This is a genomic window from Micromonospora vulcania (assembly GCF_042658605.1).
GTDB lineage: Bacteria > Actinomycetota > Actinomycetes > Mycobacteriales > Micromonosporaceae > Micromonospora > Micromonospora vulcania.
This window is the reverse complement of record NZ_JBHSQS010000005.1, coordinates 118,342-137,094: the sequence shown is the minus strand read 5'-3', so window position 1 is coordinate 137,094 and position 18,753 is coordinate 118,342. Positions and strand designations below refer to the sequence as shown.

The 18,753-nt window shown below is 72.3% G+C and carries 17 protein-coding genes; 7 read left to right on the top strand and 10 right to left on the bottom strand.

The features are described from left to right. Positions 1–20 precede the first annotated feature (20 nt). Positions 21–1,280, top strand: a complete 1,260-nt coding sequence (locus tag ACFQGL_RS09820) for an amidohydrolase (RefSeq protein WP_377508750.1) — start codon at positions 21–23, stop codon at positions 1,278–1,280. Here ACFQGL_RS09820 and ACFQGL_RS09815 read toward each other — a convergent pair. Further along, positions 1,237–2,217 (bottom strand): DUF4349 domain-containing protein, encoded by a 981-nt coding sequence (locus tag ACFQGL_RS09815; RefSeq protein ID WP_377509551.1) that lies wholly within the window; start codon positions 2,215–2,217, stop codon positions 1,237–1,239. The two genes, ACFQGL_RS09820 and ACFQGL_RS09815, sit on opposite strands and share 44 nt — an antisense overlap. Before the next feature lie 93 nt (positions 2,218–2,310). On the opposite strand from ACFQGL_RS09815, the gene ACFQGL_RS09810 reads away from it, so the two are divergent. The 3 genes from ACFQGL_RS09810 (at position 2,311) to ACFQGL_RS09800 (ending at position 4,788) form a co-directional block, all read left to right on the top strand. Beyond that, on the top strand, positions 2,311–2,940 hold the full coding sequence (locus ACFQGL_RS09810) for an MBL fold metallo-hydrolase (protein WP_377508747.1): 630 nt from the start codon (positions 2,311–2,313) through the stop codon (positions 2,938–2,940). 4 nt (positions 2,941–2,944) lie between these two features. After that, the gene (locus tag ACFQGL_RS09805; protein ID WP_377508744.1) at positions 2,945–3,928 is read left to right on the top strand and encodes a hypothetical protein; all 984 of its coding nucleotides are present in this window, start codon (positions 2,945–2,947) and stop codon (positions 3,926–3,928) included. 104 nt (positions 3,929–4,032) lie between these two features. Beyond that, a complete protein-coding gene (locus ACFQGL_RS09800; protein WP_377508741.1) occupies positions 4,033–4,788 on the top strand; it encodes an SCO6745 family protein in 756 nt (251 codons plus the stop codon). A 94-nt stretch (positions 4,789–4,882) separates the two neighbouring features. Here the strand turns inward: ACFQGL_RS09800 and ACFQGL_RS09795 are convergent, their stop codons facing one another. Then, the gene (locus ACFQGL_RS09795) at positions 4,883–5,338 is read right to left on the bottom strand and encodes a gamma-glutamylcyclotransferase family protein (protein WP_377508739.1); all 456 of its coding nucleotides are present in this window, start codon (positions 5,336–5,338) and stop codon (positions 4,883–4,885) included. Between the two features lie 106 nt (positions 5,339–5,444). On the opposite strand from ACFQGL_RS09795, the gene ACFQGL_RS09790 reads away from it, so the two are divergent. Beyond that, positions 5,445–6,848, top strand: a complete 1,404-nt coding sequence (locus ACFQGL_RS09790; protein ID WP_377508735.1) for an NAD(P)H-quinone dehydrogenase — start codon at positions 5,445–5,447, stop codon at positions 6,846–6,848. Here ACFQGL_RS09790 and ACFQGL_RS09785 read toward each other — a convergent pair. Together ACFQGL_RS09785 and ACFQGL_RS09780 are read right to left on the bottom strand one after the other, a co-directional pair. Next, positions 6,805–7,446, bottom strand: coding sequence for a DUF998 domain-containing protein (locus tag ACFQGL_RS09785; protein WP_377508732.1), 642 nt, complete (start codon positions 7,444–7,446; stop codon positions 6,805–6,807). The two genes, ACFQGL_RS09790 and ACFQGL_RS09785, sit on opposite strands and share 44 nt — an antisense overlap. Before the next feature lie 117 nt (positions 7,447–7,563). Further along, entirely contained in the window at positions 7,564–8,184 is a 621-nt protein-coding gene (locus ACFQGL_RS09780; protein ID WP_377508729.1) for a DedA family protein, read from the bottom strand. Positions 8,185–8,702: 518 nt separating this feature from the next. On the opposite strand from ACFQGL_RS09780, the gene thrS reads away from it, so the two are divergent. Further along, positions 8,703–9,956: a threonine--tRNA ligase gene (gene thrS / locus ACFQGL_RS09775; protein ID WP_377508726.1), complete on the top strand. Its 1,254-nt coding sequence runs from the start codon at positions 8,703–8,705 to the stop codon at positions 9,954–9,956. A 59-nt stretch (positions 9,957–10,015) separates the two neighbouring features. Here thrS and ACFQGL_RS09770 read toward each other — a convergent pair whose 3' ends face one another. The 4 genes from ACFQGL_RS09770 to ACFQGL_RS09755 are packed head-to-tail and all read right to left on the bottom strand — an operon-like array spanning position 10,016 to position 14,772. Beyond that, positions 10,016–12,094 carry an ABC transporter ATP-binding protein gene (locus tag ACFQGL_RS09770; RefSeq protein WP_377508723.1) on the bottom strand — a complete coding sequence of 693 codons (2,079 nt, stop codon included), beginning with the start codon at positions 12,092–12,094 and terminating at the stop codon, positions 10,016–10,018. Further along, on the bottom strand, positions 12,091–13,824 hold the full coding sequence (locus ACFQGL_RS09765) for an ABC transporter ATP-binding protein (protein WP_377508720.1): 1,734 nt from the start codon (positions 13,822–13,824) through the stop codon (positions 12,091–12,093). Before ACFQGL_RS09765 ends, ACFQGL_RS09770 begins: the two co-directional genes overlap by 4 nt. Continuing rightward, complete coding sequence (locus tag ACFQGL_RS09760) at positions 13,818–14,300, bottom strand: MarR family winged helix-turn-helix transcriptional regulator (RefSeq protein WP_377508717.1); 483 nt, start codon at positions 14,298–14,300, stop codon at positions 13,818–13,820. The genes ACFQGL_RS09765 and ACFQGL_RS09760 overlap by 7 nt, the downstream gene beginning before the upstream one ends. Positions 14,301–14,325: 25 nt before the next feature. Continuing rightward, on the bottom strand, positions 14,326–14,772 hold the full coding sequence (locus tag ACFQGL_RS09755; protein ID WP_377508714.1) for a DoxX family protein: 447 nt from the start codon (positions 14,770–14,772) through the stop codon (positions 14,326–14,328). 85 nt (positions 14,773–14,857) lie between these two features. On the opposite strand from ACFQGL_RS09755, the gene ACFQGL_RS09750 reads away from it, so the two are divergent. Next, on the top strand, positions 14,858–15,418 hold the full coding sequence (locus ACFQGL_RS09750; RefSeq protein ID WP_377508711.1) for a TetR/AcrR family transcriptional regulator: 561 nt from the start codon (positions 14,858–14,860) through the stop codon (positions 15,416–15,418). A gap of 7 nt (positions 15,419–15,425) precedes the next feature. Here the strand turns inward: ACFQGL_RS09750 and ACFQGL_RS09745 are convergent, their stop codons facing one another. Continuing rightward, on the bottom strand, positions 15,426–16,865 hold the full coding sequence (locus ACFQGL_RS09745; protein WP_377508708.1) for a GuaB1 family IMP dehydrogenase-related protein: 1,440 nt from the start codon (positions 16,863–16,865) through the stop codon (positions 15,426–15,428). A gap of 135 nt (positions 16,866–17,000) precedes the next feature. Further along, positions 17,001–18,752, bottom strand: a complete 1,752-nt coding sequence (locus ACFQGL_RS09740; RefSeq protein WP_377508705.1) for an acetyl/propionyl/methylcrotonyl-CoA carboxylase subunit alpha — start codon at positions 18,750–18,752, stop codon at positions 17,001–17,003. Between the last annotated feature and the right edge of the window lies 1 nt (position 18,753).

Here is an 18,753-nt window from a genome sequence, read left to right as displayed (position 1 = left end):
CTAGTGATCGAGAATTCGACGTGACGAGTGCGTTGACGCTGCCCACCGGCGGCCAGCTGGGGTCGTCCTGGCTGGAGACGCCGCCCGGGTCCGAGCCCCTGCCCAGCGACCTGGACCATGTTCTCGCGCTCCGCGTACCCGGGCTGATCGCCACGCGCCGTCACCTCCACTCGCACCCCGAGCTGTCCGGCACGGAGTTCGAGACGGCCGCCCTGATCGCCCGGGAACTCTCGCTGGCCGGGTTGCACCCACGGCTGCTGCCCAAGGGCAACGGCGTGATCTGCGACATCAACGGCCGTCCCGACGGCCCGGTCGTGGCGCTGCGCGCCGACATCGACGCGCTGCCGCTCGACGACCCCAAGGACGTGCCCTACCGGTCCACGGTGGAGGGCGTCTGCCACGCCTGCGGCCACGACGTGCACACCTCGATCCTGCTCGGCGTCGGCATGCTGCTGGCCCAGCTCGCCGACCTCGGCGAGCTGGACGGCCGGGTCCGGCTCATCTTCCAGCCGGCCGAGGAGATCCTGCCCTGCGGCTCGCTGGAGGTCATCGAGGCTGGCGGCCTGGAGGACGTGGTGCAGATCTTCGCGCTGCACTGCGACCCGAACCTGCCGGTCGGCCAGGTCGGCCTACGGGTGGGCCCGATCACCGCCGCCGCGGACAACGTCACCGTCCGGCTCTCCGGGCCGGGCGGGCACACCGCACGTCCGCACCTGACCGTCGACCTGGTCGATGCGCTCGGCCGACTGATCACCGAGGTGCCCGCACTGGTCAGCCGCCGGGTGCCGGCCAACAGCGGGCTGCTGCTGGTCTTCGGCCACGCCGCGGCCGGCACCCGTTACAACGTCATCCCCTCCGAGGCGTGCGCGTCCGGCACGCTGCGGGTGATGGACCGGGACACCTGGGAGCAGGCTCCCAAGATCGTGGCTCAGGTGGTCCGGGACGTGATCGCCCCGACCGGCGCCACCGTCGACCTGGAATACCTGCGCGGCCGGCCGCCAGTGTGCAACGACTCCCGGGCCATCCAGGTGCTGACCGCCGCCACCGCCGCCGCGCTCGGCCCGGACGGAATCGCCGAGACGCCGCAGAGCATGGGCGGCGAGGACTTCTCCTGGTACCTGGAGTACGTCCCCGGCGCCCTCGCCCGGCTCGGCGTGGGCCGTTCCGGGCCCAACGTCGACCTGCACCGCGCGTCCTTCGACGTGGACGAGCGGGCCATCCCGGCCGGCGTACGCGTCATGGTGCAGACCGCGCTGCGGGCACTGGCTGCGGTGCGCTGACCGGAGCGACCAACGCCGGGGCCTTCCGCCGGCGGCGCAGCACCAGCAGCAACACCGCCAGCGGTACGCCGAGCGCCACCATCCAGGGCAGCAGCGCCCCCAGCACGGTGAGCAGGACGCCCAGCGAGACGACGAACGCCTTCCAGCCGCCCTTCAGCCCGACCAGGAAGCCGGTCTCGGTCTCCTCCTCGACGGTCTTCGCCGCCGGCCCGACCAGTGACACGGTGATCGTGGAGAGGGCGGTCAGGTCGGCCAGCCGCCGCTTCTTGGCCTCCAACGAGGCCAGATCGGCCTCCCGGCGACCCAGCTCGTTCTCCAACGACACCAGGTCGGTGATCGTGCTGGCTCGGGCGAGCAGTCGGCGGGCGCTGTCCACCCGGGCCCGCTGGGTGGTGATCCGGGCGTCCAGGTCGACGGTCTCCTCGGTGACGTCCTGGGTGTTGATCTCCCGGCTCTGCTGTTTGCCGAGTTTCGCGATCTCCTCCACCACCCCGGCGAACTTCGCCGCCGGCACCCGCAACTGCAACTCCGCCACCGCGTCGGCCTCGGCGTTGCGCCGCTGGTCGCCACCGATGAAACCACCGGCCCGGGTGACCGCGGCGGTGGCGTCGCGCGCGGCATTGTCCACATTCGCCACCTGCACCCGCATCGCTCCGGTGTAGATGATCGCCCGCTGGTCGACCCGCAAATCCGGTGCGCCGGCACCGGCCGCCCCCGCCGCGTCCGGGCGACCCTCCTTGGCCGCGCCGAGGTCTGTGTCGGCCGCGCCACCGTTCGCGGCCGGTGCCTCGGCCGCCGAGCCAGCCGTGTCCTTCGCGCCGCTGTCGCCCGCCCCGCACCCCGTCAACACCAGCGACGCGGTCAGTGCCGTTGCCGCCAGCAGTGTGCCGTGCCGTCGTCCCGCCGGTCCGTCCATCCCCGCTCCCATCGTCGTCAGCCGGTGTGGCGATACCTGGGACGCGACGCGCCCGTCGGCTGGTTCCGGCAGACTGCGCTGGGGACGTCACGATTCGATATTCGAGGAGTCACGATGCGGCTCACCAAATACGCCCACTCCTGCCTCCGGGTGGAGCACGACGGGGGAGTGCTCGTCGTCGACCCCGGCGTGTTCAGCGACCCGGCGGCGCTGGACAGTGCGGACGCGGTGCTGGTCACCCATGAACATCCCGACCACCTCAACATCGCGGCGGTACGCCGCCAGCTCGACCAGCGTCCGTTCCCGATCCACGGGCCCGCCTCGCTCACCAAGACCCTGGGCGACGCCGCCGAGACGCTGAGCCCCGTTACGCCGGGCGAGTCGTTCACCGCCGCAGGAGTGGCGGTACGCGCCTACGGGGGACGGCACGCGGTGATCCATCCGGACATCCCGGTGGTGGAGAATCTCGGCTTCCTGATCAACGACGTGGTCTACCACCCCGGTGACTCCCTGGTGGTACCGGAGGACACGCCGGTCGACACCCTCTTCGCCCCGATCCACGCCCCCTGGTCGAAGTTCTCCGAGGTGGTCGACTTCATCCGGGCGGTCGCCCCGCGCCGCGCGTACGCGCTGCACGACGGGCTGCTCAACGACAACGGGCTGGGCGTGCTCAACCGGCAGTACACCGCGCTGTCCGGCACCGAATACCGGCGTCTGGAGCCCGGTAGCCGGGTGGACGTCTGAGGCCATGCCCGGCCCCTTGACGGAGCTGGTGCAGCAGCTCTACCGCAACCCACCGGACCGGTTCGTGGCCGCCCGGGACGCCGCCGTGGCCGAGGCCCGCCGTGCCGGCGACCCGACCACCGCCCGGCAGTTGGCCCGGCTACGCCGTCCCACGGTGGCCGCCTGGCTGGTGAATCTGCTCGCCATCCAGCGTCCCGAGCTGGTCGCCGACCTGGTGCAGCTCGCCGACGCGCTCCGGGCCGCCCAACGGGAGCTACGCGGGCCCCGGCTCCGGGAGCTGTCCGCGCAGCGCCGGGCGGTGGTCGGTGCCCTGGTCGCCGAGGTCCGCAAACTCGCCGCCGCGGAGCCGGACGCGCCGTCGGCCGGCAAACTGCCGCTGGCCGAGGTGGAGGCGACCCTGAACGCGGCGCTCTCCGACGTCGAGGTCGCCGAGCAGGTCCGGGCCGGCCGCCTGCTCCGAGCGGCCAGCTACGCCGGGTTCGGCGAGGTTCCCCGACCGCAGTTGCGGCTGGTCACCGACGATGACGAGGAGCCGGCCGCGGAACTGCCGGCCCATCGGCCCGGGGCGCAGCGGACGCGCCCCGAGGCGACCCCTCGTGCCGACCGGGCCACCGAGCGCGCCGAGCAGGCCGAACGGGCGGCGCAACGGGCGGCTCGGGCCGAGCGGGCCCGACAGCGCCGGGCACTCGACCGGGAACTGGCCAGAGCGCGGACCGACCAGGAGCGGGCCGAGGCCGAGTTGTCCGAGGCCACCGGGCAGGAGCGCGACGGCGCCGAGGTGCTCGACCGCATCGAGACGGAGCTGGCCGAGCTGGAACGGCGGCGGGCGGTCGCCGAGCAGGACCTGAGCCGGGCCAAGCTCGCCCGGCGAGCGGCCGAGCGGGCGGTCACCGTGGCCCGGCGGCGCGCGGGCGAGGTCGAGGCTGCGGTCGAGGCGTTGGAGGCCGAAGAGGGGAATGCGGACTCCGGCGGCGGCCCGGCAGACTGACCATCGATGGACGACGACGAGCGGGCGAGCCTCTGCGGGCCGGTGGTTCCGGTTCGGCCGGCTGGACGAGGCGACGGGCCGAGGTGCCCCGGGGTGGCGCTCGGATGACGCCGGAGCAGGTCGCCGCCGCCAGCAAACCCGTCGTGCTCGACCTGGGCGACGCGTTCAGCCGGGACCCGACCACGCTGCGCCGGGCCCGACTGCTCGGGATCTCCGGATGGGCCTTCTACATCAGCGGCCGGGCCGGCGCGCTCGGCGACGTACGGGCCGAGACGGCGGCGGCCGCCCTCGGCTTCATCGCCCCGGAAGCGGTCGCCGATGGCTGGGACGCCACCACCCGGACTCTCCGGCCGGCGGAGGTGGCTGCCGCGAGCCTCGACGAGTGCTGCCGGTGGGGTGCGCAGCGACTCGGGCCGCTGCCCGGGACCGAGCGCCTGGCCGGGCTGGTCGACCGGGCGGTGGCGGCGGCGGACGCCAGCGCCATGCCGCTCTTCGCCGCCTGGCGGGCGATGCCGCTGCCGGACCTTCCCCCGGGTGCCCGGTGCGCCGCCGGGCTGCGACTGCTGCGGGAACATTTCACCGGCGCCTACCTGCTGGCGGTACGCGCCGCCGGAATGACCCCGCTGGAGGCCGTACTGGCCGGGCCGGAGGGGGAGGCTGGAGCGGTGGCCTGCGGCTGGCCGCCGCCGTACCCGCCGGTCGGCCCGCTGGTACGTCGGCGGCTCTGGGCCGAGGCGGTGACCGACCGGCTGGCCGCACCGGCGTTCGCGGCGCTCGGGCCCGCCAACGGCGCCGAACTGGTGGAGTTGCTGCACCGCACCCGGACCGACCTCGCCGCCGCAAACCCGTCCAGCCGGTGACGTACGCCCCGCCGGTGTGTGATTGACGACCCCTGCCGGGCCCGCCGGGCGGTTCGGCCGGCGGCGGTTGCAAACTGGGGGCGTGCGATACGCGCTAGGCCGACGCGGTGCCGGTGGGGCGGGACCGCAGCTCGGTGACGTAGTCGTCCGGCGCGCCCGCCTTCTCGGCGGCGTTCGCGATCTCCGAGAGGTACCACGAGGTCGGCAGGCCGCCCTCGTACCCGTCGAAGACGTAGATCCACGCGGTCACGTCGCCGTCGAGGGTGGAGACCCGGACGTGCAGCTTGCGGTACGTGCCGGCGGTCACACCCTCGAGTTCGTCGAGCTGTGCCGCGTCGTACGGGTGGATGTCGTAGATCGCCACGAAGACCCGGTCACCGGGAGACTCGACCAGGGTGCTCACCGCACCCTCCCAGCCGATCACGTCCGCTCCGGCGAAGGTGAGCCGCCACCCCTCCAGCCACCCGGTGCCCACCATCGGCGAATGCGGGCAGTAGGCGCGCATCCGGGCGGGGTCCAGGTTTGAGCCGTAGGCGGCGTGATGACGCACGGCGATGACGATAGCCCGGCGGGCGGGTGGGGGAGAATACGACGGTGCGTGTCGGGTGCGGTCGGGAGAAGAAAGTCACTGTGAGCATCAACGAAGGGCGAACGCTGTGAGCCGGATCGTGATCATCGGCGGGGGGCCGGCCGGGTACGAGGCGGCGCTGGTCGCCGCCCAGCTGGACGCCGATGTCACCGTGGTGGAGGCCGACGGTGCGGGCGGGGCCTGCGTGCTCTCCGACTGCGTACCGTCGAAGACCTTCATCGCCAGCTCGGGGGTGGTCACCGGCTACCGGGACACCGAGGAGTTCGGGGTGCACTCGGACGGCCTGGAGGCGGTCACCGTCGACGCCCGGGCCGTGCACGAGCGGGTCAAGCGGCTGGCGTTGGCGCAGTCCGCGGACATCCACGCCAAGCTGCTCAAGGCGGGTGTCACCGTCGTGGCGGGCACCGCCCGGCTGGGTGAGGACGCTCTCGGGCACACCCACCGGGTCATCGTCACCCCGGCCGACGGCGGGGAGGAATACTCGATCGCCGCGTCCACCGTGCTGGTGGCCACCGGTTCGACGCCGCGCCAGCTGCCGACCGCCGTACCGGACGGCGAGCGCATCCTGACCTGGCGCCAGGTGTACGACCTGCCCGAGCTGCCCGAGCACCTGATCGTGGTCGGTTCCGGCGTGACCGGCGCCGAGTTCGCCAGCGCATATTTGGCGATGGGGGTCGAGGTCACCCTGGTCTCCAGCCGCGACCGGGTGATGCCGCACGAGGACGCCGACGCGGCGTCGGCCATCGAGCGGGTCTTCCGCAACCGGGGCATGAGCATCCTCAACAACTCGCGGGCCGACGCGGTCCGGCGTACCGCCGACGGCGTCGAGGTCGTGCTCTCCGATGGTCGCAAGGTCACCGGCTCACACGCGCTGATCGCGGTCGGCTCGATTCCGAACACCGCTGACCTGGGTCTGGCCGAGTACGGCGTGGAGCTGGGCCGGGGCGGCTATGTGACGGTCGACCGGGTGTCCCGCACCAACGTGCCGGGCATCTACGCCGCCGGTGACTGCACCGGGGTGCTGCTGCTGGCCAGCGTGGCCGCCATGCAGGGCCGGATCGCGATGTGGCACGCCCTCGGCGAGGCGGTCCGCCCGCTGCGGCTGCGGACCGTCGCGGCGAACGTCTTCACCGACCCGGAGCTGGCCACCGTGGGCGTCTCCCAGGACGAGGTGGACGCCGGCAAGGTGCCCGCCCGGCAGGTGATGCTGCCGTTGTCCGGCAACGCCCGCGCGAAGATGGACGATCTCTCCGACGGCTTCGTGAAGCTGTTCTGCCGGCCGGCCAGCGGGCAGGTGATCGGCGGCGTGGTGGTCGCACCGAAGGCCAGCGAACTGATCCTGCCGATCACCATGGCGGTGGAGAACAACCTGACGGTCAACGAGCTGGCACAGACGATCACCATCTACCCGTCGCTGTCCGGCTCGATCACCGAAGCAGCCCGCCAACTGATGCTGCACGAGCTGGAGTAGCCCGCCGGGCGAGAGTCACCGCGACCGTGGCGAGGACCGTGACCTCGGTGAGGATGAGCAGGCGCTCGGCCAGGCCGATCAGTACGCGGTCACCGGGGTAGGCGGACCAGACCATCGCCGCCGCCAGCGCCAGGCTGAGCAGGACCAGGGTGCGCAGTGCGCGGGCCACGCCCGCCAGGTCGGGCCGGCGGGCGAGCAGCCAGCCGGCCACCGGCAGGGCCAGGAACGCGATGACCGAGGCGTACCGGTGCAGGTAGGCGGCGGTGGTCATGGCCGTGCCGGGGTCGTTCGTCGGCACCACCGCGGCCAGCAGCAGCCCGGCCACCCACGCGCCGAGCAGCAGTTCCGCCGGCCGGCCGAAGCCCGGCCGGTGCGGGCTGGTGCGGCGCAGCCCGTGCAGCAGCGCCACGGTGACGAGCGCCAGCACCACCATGGCGACGTCGATGACGCCGCCCCGGTCGGAGACCGCGAAGTCGCTGACGGTCAGCGCCAGCGGGTTGAGGTCGTCGTTGACTTCGAGGTGGCCGATCACGGTCAGCAGCGCCGCCAGGGCGATCCCGCCGAGGGCCAGTAGGCCGGTGCTCCGGGTTCCAGGCATGCCTCAGCCTGTCGCCGCGAGGACCCGAGCCGGATCCGGGACGGCCACCGAATTCGGTCCCCGGGACCACCCCTAGAGGCATCGTCGAGACGGCTGCGCGAGTGCCGCGGGCGACGCTCAGTCGAGGGGGATGTCGGGGCCGGCGGCGGTGCGGGCGTGCCGGGCGCTGACCAGGGTCATGGCCCACCCGGCTGCGGCGAACCCGCCCGCCGCGGCGGTGGCGATGATGGCCAGCCGCCACGCCGACTCGGTCAGCGCCGTGCCGCCCAGGTGCCCGACCAGTGCGCCGTAGGTGGCCCAGCCGAGTGCCGCGACCGTCTCGTAGAGCACGAACAGCCGGTACGGGTAGCGGCTGCGTCCGGCCGAGAAGCAGGCCGCCATTCGGCCGCCGGGCACGAAACGGCAGAGCAGGATGACCAGTGGCCCGGGTTGGCGTAGCCCCTGGGTGACGCGGCTGGCCATCCGCCGGGCCCTGCTCTGTTCGGCGTGCCGGGGTGCCCGACGGTCTGGCGCACCCCGACCGAGCAGGTAGCAGGCCAGGTCGCCGGCGAACACGCCGAGCGCTCCGACGGCGATGGTGACCGGCAGGCTGAGCCCGCCGTAGACGGTGAGAGCGCCGCTGGTGATCATGACGACCTGGGTGGGGATCACCGGAACGAAGGCGTCCGCGATCAGCAGGCCGAGCAGCGCGAGGTACGCCCACGTCGGCGACGCGACGTCAGTCAGTAGTTCGGGCACGCCTGCCACCTCGCCGGATGCGGCCGATTGGGTGTACCGAGCCTGACGGCGTGTCCGGCGTCACCGTGGACAGCCCCGTCCAGTCGTGACCGTCGACACCACTGGCCACCCAGTGACAACGAGGCGAACCGGCTTCGGGTGACGGCTCGACGGTCGGTCGACCGAACCGTGGCGGTCGCCGGATCGGCGTCCGTCGGCGTACCGTTGTGCGCGCGGCCCCAGCACCGTCGGGTCCCCCGTTCCTGACGAAGTGGGCCGCCCCAGGGCCGCCGGCGGGTCCCGCGCCGGCGGCCCGCCCCTCCCTTCGCCGCGACAAATGTGGGTGCGTCCGCGACCACCCGCCGGGTACGGTCGCCGCATGCGCAGAGCGGTAGTGGTGACGACGACGCCGGGTGTCCCCGGCGCGCCGCTCTGACGTAACCACCGTCGACCAGGCCCCGGGGCGATCCGCCCCCGAGGGCCGCGCGCCGTTCGGAGTCCAGGTCGCCTCCGGGTCGTACCCGATCCAGGAGCACGACATGATCGATCACCGCAGGCTCGGCCGGGAGCTGGACCTGTTCGTCTCCGACCCACTGGCCGGCGCCGGCCTGCCGATCTGGCTGCCGGCGGGCGCCGCCGCCCGGCATGCCGTCGAGGAGTACGTCCGGGAGCTGGAACGCCGATCCGGCCACCAGCACGTCTATTCCCCGCCGTTGGGCAAGCGCGAACTCTTCGAACTCTCCGGCCATCTCGGCTACTTCGCCGACGACATGTTCCCGCCGATGCGGGTCAGCGCCGATGACGAGTTCGTGCTCCGGCCGGCACTCTGCCCGCACCACGCGCTGGTGTTCCGGGCCCGGGGCCGCTCCTACCGGGAGTTGCCGCTGCGGATCGCGGAGCTGGGCGGGATGTACCGCTCGGAGCGCTCCGGGGTGCTCGGGGGACTGTCCCGGGTACGCGCCATCTCGCTCAACGACGCGCACACCTTCTGCGCCCCGGAGCAGGTGGGCGAGGAGGTCGCGGAGATCCTCGGGCTGATCCGCGCCGCGCACGCCGCGCTCGGCGTCCGCCCGGCGGGCTTCCGGTTGTCGCTGCGCGGGCCGGGCGAGAAGTACGTCGGCGACGACGCGCAGTGGGCCCGTGCCGAGGAGCTGCTCCGGGACGCGCTGGCCGGCGTGGCGTACGTCGAGGCGCCGGGGGAGGCCGCGTTCTACGGCCCGAAGATCGACATTCAGATCGTGGACGCGGCCGGCCGGGAGTCGACCCTCTCCACCATCCAGTTGGACTTCGACAAGCCGGAGCGGTTCGACCTGTCGTACACCGCCTCCGACGGGAGCCGCCGTCGGCCGGTGATGGTGCACCGCAGCCTGGTCGGCAGCATGGAGCGGCTGTTCGCGTACCTCATCGAGGTGCACGAGGGTGCCTTCCCGACCTGGTACGCGCCGGTCCAACTGGTGCTGCTGCCGGTGGACGACGGGCAGGCCGACGCCGCGGCCGACCTGGCCCGGCGGGCCGTCGACGCGGGGCTGCGGGTCGAGGTCGACGCCGCCGGTTCGCTGGGCGCCCGGATCCGGGATGCGGCCCGCCGCCGCGTCCCGTACCTCGGAGTCCTGGGCCCCCGCGAGGCCGCCGCCGGAACCCTCGCCCTGCGCCCCCGCAACAGCCACCCCCTGCCCCCCATGCCCGCCGCCGAGGCCCTCGCCCAAATCACCCACCAAGCCCAGCTCCCCCTCCCCCTCCCTTTCCCCCTCCCGTCCCCGTCCCCGCCCCCGTCCCCGCCCCCGCCGGCCTGACCCGCCCGTCGATCTAGGGCGAATCGTTGTCAGAGGATCTCCATCCACAGCGATTTGCCCTAGATCGACGCGGGCTGGAGAGGGGCGGCAGACAACTCGTCGACGGCCGCACCGGTGAACTGGGAACGGTAGAGGCGGTGGTACGCGCCTTGGGCGGCCAGCAGCTGTTCGTGGGTGCCCTGCTCGACGATCTGGCCGTTCTCCATCATCAGGATCAGGTCGGCGTCCCGGATGGTGGAGAGCCGGTGCGCGATGACGAAGCTGGTCCGGTCCGAGCGCAGTGCGGCCATCGCCCGCTGGAGCAGCACCTCGGTGCGGGTGTCCACCGAGCTGGTCGCCTCGTCCAGGATCAGCAGGGACGGCTCGGCGAGGAACGCCCGGGCGATGGTGATGAGCTGCTTCTCACCGGCGCTGACGTTGCTGCCCTCCTCGTCGATGACCGTGTCGTAGCCGTCCGGCAGGCTGCGTACGAACCGGTCCACGAAGGTGGCCTGTGCCGCCGCCAGGATCTCGTCCTCGGTCGCGTCCGGTCGGCCGTAGGCGATGTTGTCCCGGATCGTGCCGCCGAACAGCCAGGTGTCCTGGAGCACCATGCCGATCCGGCCGCGCAGGTCGTCCCTGCGCATGCTGGTGATGTCGACCCCGTCCAGGGTGATCCGGCCGGCGTCCAGCTCGTAGAACCGCATGACCAGGTTGACCAGGGTGGTCTTGCCGGCGCCGGTCGGGCCGACGATGGCGACCGTGTGCCCCGGCTCGGCGACCAGTGACAGGTCGTCGATCAGCGGCTTGTCCGGCTCGTACCGGAACGAGACGTGCTCGAACTCGACCCGACCGTGCGGGTCGGTGACCCGGGCCGGCTCGACCGGGTCGGTGCTCTGCTCGTCGGCGTCGAGCACCGCGAACACCCGCTCGGCCGAGGCGACCCCGGACTGGAGCAGGTTGGCCATCGCGGCGACCTGGGTGAGCGGCTGGGTGAACTGGCGGGAGTACTGGATGAACGCCTGCACGTCGCCGAGGCTCATCGTCCCGGAGGCCACCCGCAGACCGCCGACCACGGCGATCGCCACGTAGCTGAGGTTTCCGATGAACATCATCGACGGCATGATGATTCCGGAGATGAACTGGGCGCCGAAGCTGGCCTTGAACAGCTCCTCGTTCTTCGCCGCGAACGCGGCCTCCACCTCGCGCTGCCGGCCGAAGACCTTCACCAGCTCGTGACCGGTGTACGCCTCCTCGATCTGGCCGTTCAGCTCGCCGGTGTGCTTCCACTGGGCGATGAACTGCTGCTGTGAGCGCTTGGCGATGCGCTGGGTGACCAGCACCGACAGCGGCACGGCGACCAGGGCCACCACGGCCAGCAGCGGCGAGATCCAGAACATCGCGGCCAGCACGCCGACCACGGTCAGCAGCGAGGTGAGCAGCTGGCTGAGGGTCTGCTGGAGGCTGGTGGAGATGTTGTCGATGTCGTTGGTGACCCGGCTGAGCAGCTCACCGCGGGGCTGCCGGTCGAAGTAGGGCAGCGGCAGCCGGTTGAGCTTCTCCTCCACCTCGGCGCGCAGTCGCAGAACGGTGCGCTGGACCACCCCGTTGAGCAGCCAGCCCTGCCACCACATCAGCAGGCTCGCCGCCAGGAACAGCCCGAGCGCCAACAGCAGCACCCGGCCCAGTGCGGAGAAGTCGATGCCCACGCCGGGCACCACGTCCATCCGCGCCAGCAGGTCGGCGAATTTGTCGTTTCCATTGGCCCGAGCCGCGGCGACAGCCTGCTCGGTGGTGGTGCCCGCCGGGTGTTGCCGGCCGAGTTGCCGACCGAGCACCCCCTTGAAGATCAGGTCGGTGGCGTGGCCGAGGATCTTCGGCCCGGCCACGCTGAACCCGACGCTCACCACGGCCAGCGTGATGATCGCGGCCAGGTGCAGGCGATGCGGGCGCAGCCGGCCGAGCAGCCGCCGGGCGGACGGCACGAAGGTCATCGACCGCTCGGCGGGCATCCCGGCGCCCATCCACGGCGGCCCGCCGCGCTGGCCGCCGGGTGGCAGCCGCTTGGGCGTCGGGCCGTCGCCGGCGGGCGTCCGCGCGTCGCCGGCCGGCTTCTGCGTGGGTACGGCCGCGGTCCGCGGCTCCTCGGGCTCGCTCATGCCGGCACCTCCGTCGTCTGCTGGGAGGCCACGATCTCGGCGTACGTCGGGCAGGTGTCGAGCAGTTCCTCGTGTCGTCCCACTCCGACGACACCTCCGTTCTCAAGCACGATGATCTGGTCGGCGCCGACGATCGTGGAGACCCGCTGGGCCACGATCACCACCGCGGCGTCCTCGGTGACCGGGCGAAGCGCTGCCCGCAGCCGCGCGTCGGTGCCCAGGTCGAGCGCCGAGAACGAGTCGTCGAAGAGGTAGATCTCCGGCTTTCGGACTAGGGCCCGGGCGATTGCCAGGCGTTGCCGCTGTCCACCGGAGACGGTGCTCCCGCCCTGTGCGATCGGGGCGTCCAGCGCGCCGGGCATCTGGGCCACGAAGTCCCGGGCCTGGGCGATCTCCAACGCCGCCCACAGCTCCTCGTCGGTGGCGTCCGGGTTGCCGTAGCGCAGGTTGCTGGCGACCGTGCCACTGAACAGGTACGGCCGCTGCGGCACCAGGCCGATCCGACGCCACAGCTCGTCGGATTCCAACTCCCGTACGTCCACCCCGTCGACCAGCACCGCGCCGGCCGTGACGTCGACCAGCCGGGGGATGAGCGACAGCAGGGTGGTCTTGCCGGCGCCGGTGCTGCCGATGATCGCCGTGGTGGTGCCCGGCGTGGCCCGGAAGGAGATGTCCCGCAGCACCGCGTCGACCGCGCCCGGGTACTGGAAGCGCACCCCGCGCAGCTCCAGTTCGGCCCGTGCGACCGGCTCGGTGACCGGGTCGGAGGCGGGGACCACCGAGGAGTCGGTGTCCAGCACCTCGCCGATCCGCTCGGAACAGACCGCGGCGCGGGGCACCATCATCAGCATGAAGGTGGCCATCATGACGGCCATCAGGATCTGCATCAGGTACTGCAGGAAGGCGGTCAGCGCGCCGACCTGGATCGCGCCGGCGTCCACCCGCTGGGCACCGAACCAGAGCACCGCCACGCTGGAGACGTTCAGCACCAGCATGACGACCGGGAAGATCAGCGCCAGCAGCCGGCCGGTCCGCAGTGCGGTGGCGGTCAGATCGGCGTTCGCGACGGCGAAGCGATCGGTCTCGTACGGCTCGCGGACGAAGGCGCGGACCACCCGGATCCCGGTGATCTGCTCGCGCAGCACCCGGTTGACCGTGTCGATCCGGGTCTGCATCAGCCGGAAGCCCGGCACCATGCGACTGATGATCAGGCTGAGCACGATGGCCAGCACCGGCACGCTGACCAGCATCAGCCAGGAGAGCCCGAGATCCTCGCGCAGCGCCATCACCACGCCGCCGACGCTCATGATCGGCGCGGCGACCAGCATCGTGCAGCTCATCAGCACGAGCATCTGCACCTGCTGCACGTCGTTGGTGTTGCGGGTGATCAGCGACGGCGCTCCGAACCGGGCGACCTCGCGGGCGGAGAAACGGTTGATGTGGCTGAACAGCCTTGCCCGGACGTCCCGACCGAAGCCCATCGCGACGCGCGCGCCCAGGTAGACCGCGGCGATCGAGCAGATGATCTGGACCAGGCTGACCAGCAGCATCCAGCCACCGGTACGCACGATGTAGTCGGTGTCGCCCCGCGCCACGCCCTGGTCGATGATGTCGGCGTTCAGGCTGGGCAGGTAGAGCGAGGCCATGGTGCCCACGAACTGGAGCAGCACCACCGCCAGCAACGGTCGTTGGTAGGGGCGCAGTTGATTGCGCAGGAGTCGGATCAGCACGCCGGATTCCTCGGTTCAGTGGGGCGTCCGATCATCCGCGGGTCGTCCCCGCTGCCGATGACCTCGAGCAGGAACTCCCGGATCACCTGGGCCTTCGCCGGATCGGCGTCGACCGAGGTGAGCGGGCGTCCCGAGTGGATCAGTGCGCTGAGTGCGGCCACCCGCTCCCGCCCTGCGGGGGTGATGGCGAGTCGGACGCTGCGTCGGTCGTTGTCGTCGCGCTGGCGCTCGACCAACCCCTCGCGGGCCAGAGTGTCAACGATGCCGGTCAGCGTCGCCGGGCGGACGAAGCACCGCTCGGCGACCTCCCGATGGGGCAACTCGCCGTCCCGGGCGAGCGTCATCAGGGTGACCATGCCGGCCTGGGTGAGGCCGTGCTCCTCAGCGAGGTAGCGGTTCCACCGCTGCCCGACGAGGTGCCCGGCCACACCCAGCAGTCGGCCGAGCGGCACGTCCTGGAGGGTAACGAGATCCACGGGAAGCAGATTAGCCCCCTGATCGTCAGGGGCCAAACGAAATAGCCACCGCGGTGGCCACGAACGCGATCTGCAGAGCGGCGCGTCGCCCGAGCGGGGGCACCGGGCTGCCGCCCAGGGTCAGCTTTCGCCGAGCGGCCGAGATGTTGGCCGGGAACATCGCGAGCATGAGCAGGCCCAGCCCCGCCGCGGCCAGGCGGGCCGTCGCCGGTACGAGCAGGCCGACCGCGCCGACCAGTTCCAGCACGCCGGTCAGGGTGACCAGCAGGTCCGGGCGGGGCAGGCCGGGCGGGACCATGGCGATCAGGCCGGCGCGGCGCTGGCCGACGAAGTGCGCGACGCCGGTCAGCACGAACATCAGGGCCAGCCCGACCCGCAGTGCGGGGTGCCAGCCGTCCAGGGCGGAGACGCCGGCCAGGCCGGCCAGTCGGGCCAGCGTCGTACCGACCAGCAGGGCGATCAGGGGTGCCATCGGAATCCTCCTCGGGGGAAACTTGTCAGTGGCAAGATTGCCGCTCCGGGTGGCATCTTGTCAATGGCAAGATAGGATTCCAGGCATGACCGAGGCGCGTACGTACCACCACGGCGATCTGCGGCGAACCCTGCTCGCCGCCGCGCTGGAAGCGATCGAGGAGGTCGGGCCGACCGCACTGAGCCTGCGCGACCTGGCCCGCCGAGCCGGCGTGTCGCACGCCGCGCCCGCCCACCACTTCGGCGACAAGGCGGGGTTGCTCACCGCGTTGGCCGCTGAGGGCTTCGACCTCCTGGCGCAGACGCTGGCCGGGGCGGGCGACGACCTGCTGGCCTCCGGCGTCGCGTACGTCGACTTCGCCGTCCGGCGGCGCGCGCACTTCGAGGTGATGTTCCGGCCCGAGCTCTACCGGCCCGACGACGCCGCGCTGGTCGCCGCGCGGGGCCGGGCCCGGGCCGCTCTGCAGGCGGGCGTGGCGGCCCTCCCCGACCGGGGTACGCCCGCCGACGCCGACCGGAACGCGCTCGCGGCCTGGTCGATCGCGCACGGCTTCGCGACCCTGTGGCTGGCCGGCGCGCTGCCGCCCCGGGTCGGCGACGACCCACGCGAGGCGGCCCGAGCGGTGGTGAGCCGCCTCTTCGACTGACCGGGCCTCACCAACTGGTGGGCAGCGGCATCCCCTCGGTGAAGCCGGCGGCGCTCTGCACGCCGACGATGGCCCGCTCGTGGAACTGCGTGAGGTTCCGTGCCCCCGCGTAGGTGAAGGCGCTGCGTACGCCGGCGATGATCTCGTCGATCAGGTCCTCGACGCCAGGTCGGGCCGGGTCCAGGTACATCCGGGCCGAGGAGATGCCCTCCTCGAACACCGCCTTGCGGGCCCGGTCGTACGGGCTGTCATCGGCGGTACGGGCGCTGACCGCCCGCGCGGAGGCCATCCCGAAGCTCTCCTTGTATCGCCGGTCGTCCGCGTCGGTGTACAGGTCGCCGGGCGACTCGTAGGTGCCGGCGAACCAGGATCCGATCATGACGTTCGACGCGCCGGCGGCCAGCGCGAGCGCCACGTCACGCGGGTGCCGGACGCCGCCATCGGCCCACACGTGCCGGCCGAGCTGCCGAGCCGCCGCCGAGCAGTCGAGCACCGCGGAGAACTGCGGTCGACCCACGCCGGTCATCATCCGGGTGGTGCACATCGCGCCCGGGCCGACGCCGACCTTGATGATGTCGGCGCCCGCCTCCACCAGGTCGCGTACGCCCTCGGCGGTGACCACGTTGCCGGCCGCCACCGGGACCCCCGGGTCCAGCTTGCGAACCGCCCGCAGCGCGGACATCATCCGCTCCTGGTGCCCGTGCGCGGTGTCCACGACCAGCGTGTCCACCCCGGCCTCGAGCAGCGCGGCGGCCTTGCCGGTGACATCCCCGTTGATTCCGACGGCGGCCGCGATGCGCAGCCGGCCCCGGTCGTCCACCGCTGGCGTGTAGAGGGTGGCCCGCAGCGCCCCCTGCCGGGTCAGCACCCCGACCAGCCGACCCTCGGCGTCCACTACCGGGGCGAGTCGACGCCGGCCAGCGGAGAGCAGGTCGAAGCCGGTACGCGGGTCCGCGTCGGCCGGGACGGTGTGCAGCTCGGTGGACATCACGTGTCGCAGCTGGGCGAACCGGTCCACGCCTGCGGTGTCGGCTTCGGTGACCACGCCCACCGGGCGACCGGCCTCGTCGACCACGATCACCGCACCGTGCGAACGCTTGGGCAGCAGGTGGATGGCGTCACCGACGGTGTCGGTCGGCCCGAGGGTGATCGGTGTGTCGTAGACCAGGTGCCGTTGCTTGACCCAGGCGACGACCGTCGCCACCACCTCGATCGGAATGTCCTGCGGGATCACGGTGATCGCGCCCCGCCGGGCGACCGTCTCGGCCATCCGTCGGCCGGCGACGGCGGTCATGTTCGAGACCACCAGCGGGATGGTGGTGCCGGTGCCGTCGCCGGTAGACAGGTCGACGTCGAGTCGGGAACCCAGGTCGGAGCGGGCCGGCGCCATGAAGACGTCGGTATAGGTCAGGTCGTGCGCGGGGACCGCGCCGTGAAGGAACCGCACTCGGCCCATCATTCCCGCCCTGGGCGCTCTTCGCCCAGGTCGGTGCCGCAAACCACTCCCGGCGGGGCGCGCACACCCATTGCCCGTTAGGAAGGGCCCCTTCCTATGCACCAGGCGTTATTAAGGTGCCCTTCCTTAAGCGATGGTGCAGATGGGGGCACCAGACGTGATCACGGCACCGACCTCGGCGGTGAGTCCGCTGACCGTGCCCGCCTTGTGGGCGTGCAACGGCTGCTCCATCTTCATCGCCTCCAGCACCACCACCAGGTCGCCCTCGGCCACGGTGTCGCCGTCCGCAACCGCGATCTTGACGATGGTGCCCTGCATCGGCGAGGTGAGCGTGTCACCGCCGACCGGGGCGCCGGCCTTGGCGCCACCACCACGCCGGGCCGGCTTACGGGAGGCTGGCGCTGCGGTGGTCGTACCCCCGCCGAAGCCGGCGGGGAGGCTGACCTCCAGCCGCTTGCCACCCACCTCGACCACCACGGTCTCGCGCTCGGCCGGCGCCTCGGCGGCGCCGGCGGCGGCGACGAACGCCGGCACGGTGTTGTCGAACTCGGTCTCGATCCACCGGGTGTGCACCGAGAACGGCTCGGCGGTGAACGCCTCGTCCCGCACCACCAGCCGGTGGAACGGCAGCGCGGTGGCCATCCCGTCGACGACCATCTCGTCCAGAGCGCGGCGGGCCCGCTCCAGCGCCTCGGCGCGCGTCTCACCGGTGATGATCACCTTGGCCAGCAGCGAGTCGAAGTTGCCGCCGATCACGTCGCCGGCCGAGATACCGGTGTCCACCCGCACGCCCGGGCCGGTGGGCAGCCGCAGAGCGGTGACCGTGCCCGGGGCCGGCAGGAAGTTGCGGCCCGGGTCCTCGCCGTTGATCCGGAACTCGATCGAGTGCCCGCGCGGCGTCGGGTCCTCGGTGATCCGCAGCTTCTCGCCGTCGGCGATCCGGAACTGCTCGCGGACCAGGTCGATGCCGGCGGTCTCTTCGGTGACCGGGTGCTCGACCTGGAGCCGCGTGTTGACCTCCAGGAAGGAGATGGTGCCGTCCGCGCCGACCAGGTATTCGACGGTGCCGGCACCGTGATAGCCCGCTTCGCGGCAGATCGCCTTGGCGCTGTCGTGGATCTGCGCCCGCTGGGCCTCGGTGAGGAACGGGGCGGGTGCCTCCTCGACCAGCTTCTGGTGCCGCCGCTGCAGAGAGCAGTCCCGGGTGCCCACCACGATCACGTTTCCGTGCTGGTCGGCGAGGACCTGCGCCTCGACGTGCCGCGGCTGGTCCAGATAACGCTCGACGAAGCACTCGCCCCGGCCGAACGCGGCGACGGCCTCCCGGGTGGCCGACTCGAACAGTTGGGGGATCTCCTCCATCGTGCGGGCCACCTTGAGCCCACGGCCGCCGCCACCGAACGCGGCCTTGATGGCGACCGGCAGGCCGTGGTCGACGGCGAAGGCCATCACCTCGTCCGGGCCGGCCACCGGATCGGGGGTGCCAGGGACCAGCGGAGCGCCGGCGCGCTGGGCGATGTGCCGGGCGGTGACCTTGTCGCCCAGGTCGCGGATCGCCTGCGGAGTGGGGCCGATCCAGGTCAGCCCGGCGTCGATGACAGCCTGGGCGAAGTCGGCGTTCTCGGACAGGAAGCCGTAGCCGGGGTGCACGGCGTCGGCACCGGCACGGGCGGCCACGTCGAGCAGCTTGTCGATGCGTAGGTACGTCTCGGCCGCGCTGTCCCCGTCGAGCGCGTACGCCTCGTCCGCGAGCGTGACGTGCAGGGCGTCGCGGTCGGAGTCCGCGTAGACCGCGACGGAGCCCAGGCCAGCGTCGAGGCAGGCGCGGATCACCCGGACGGCGATCTCGCCGCGGTTGGCGATGAGTACCTTGCGCACC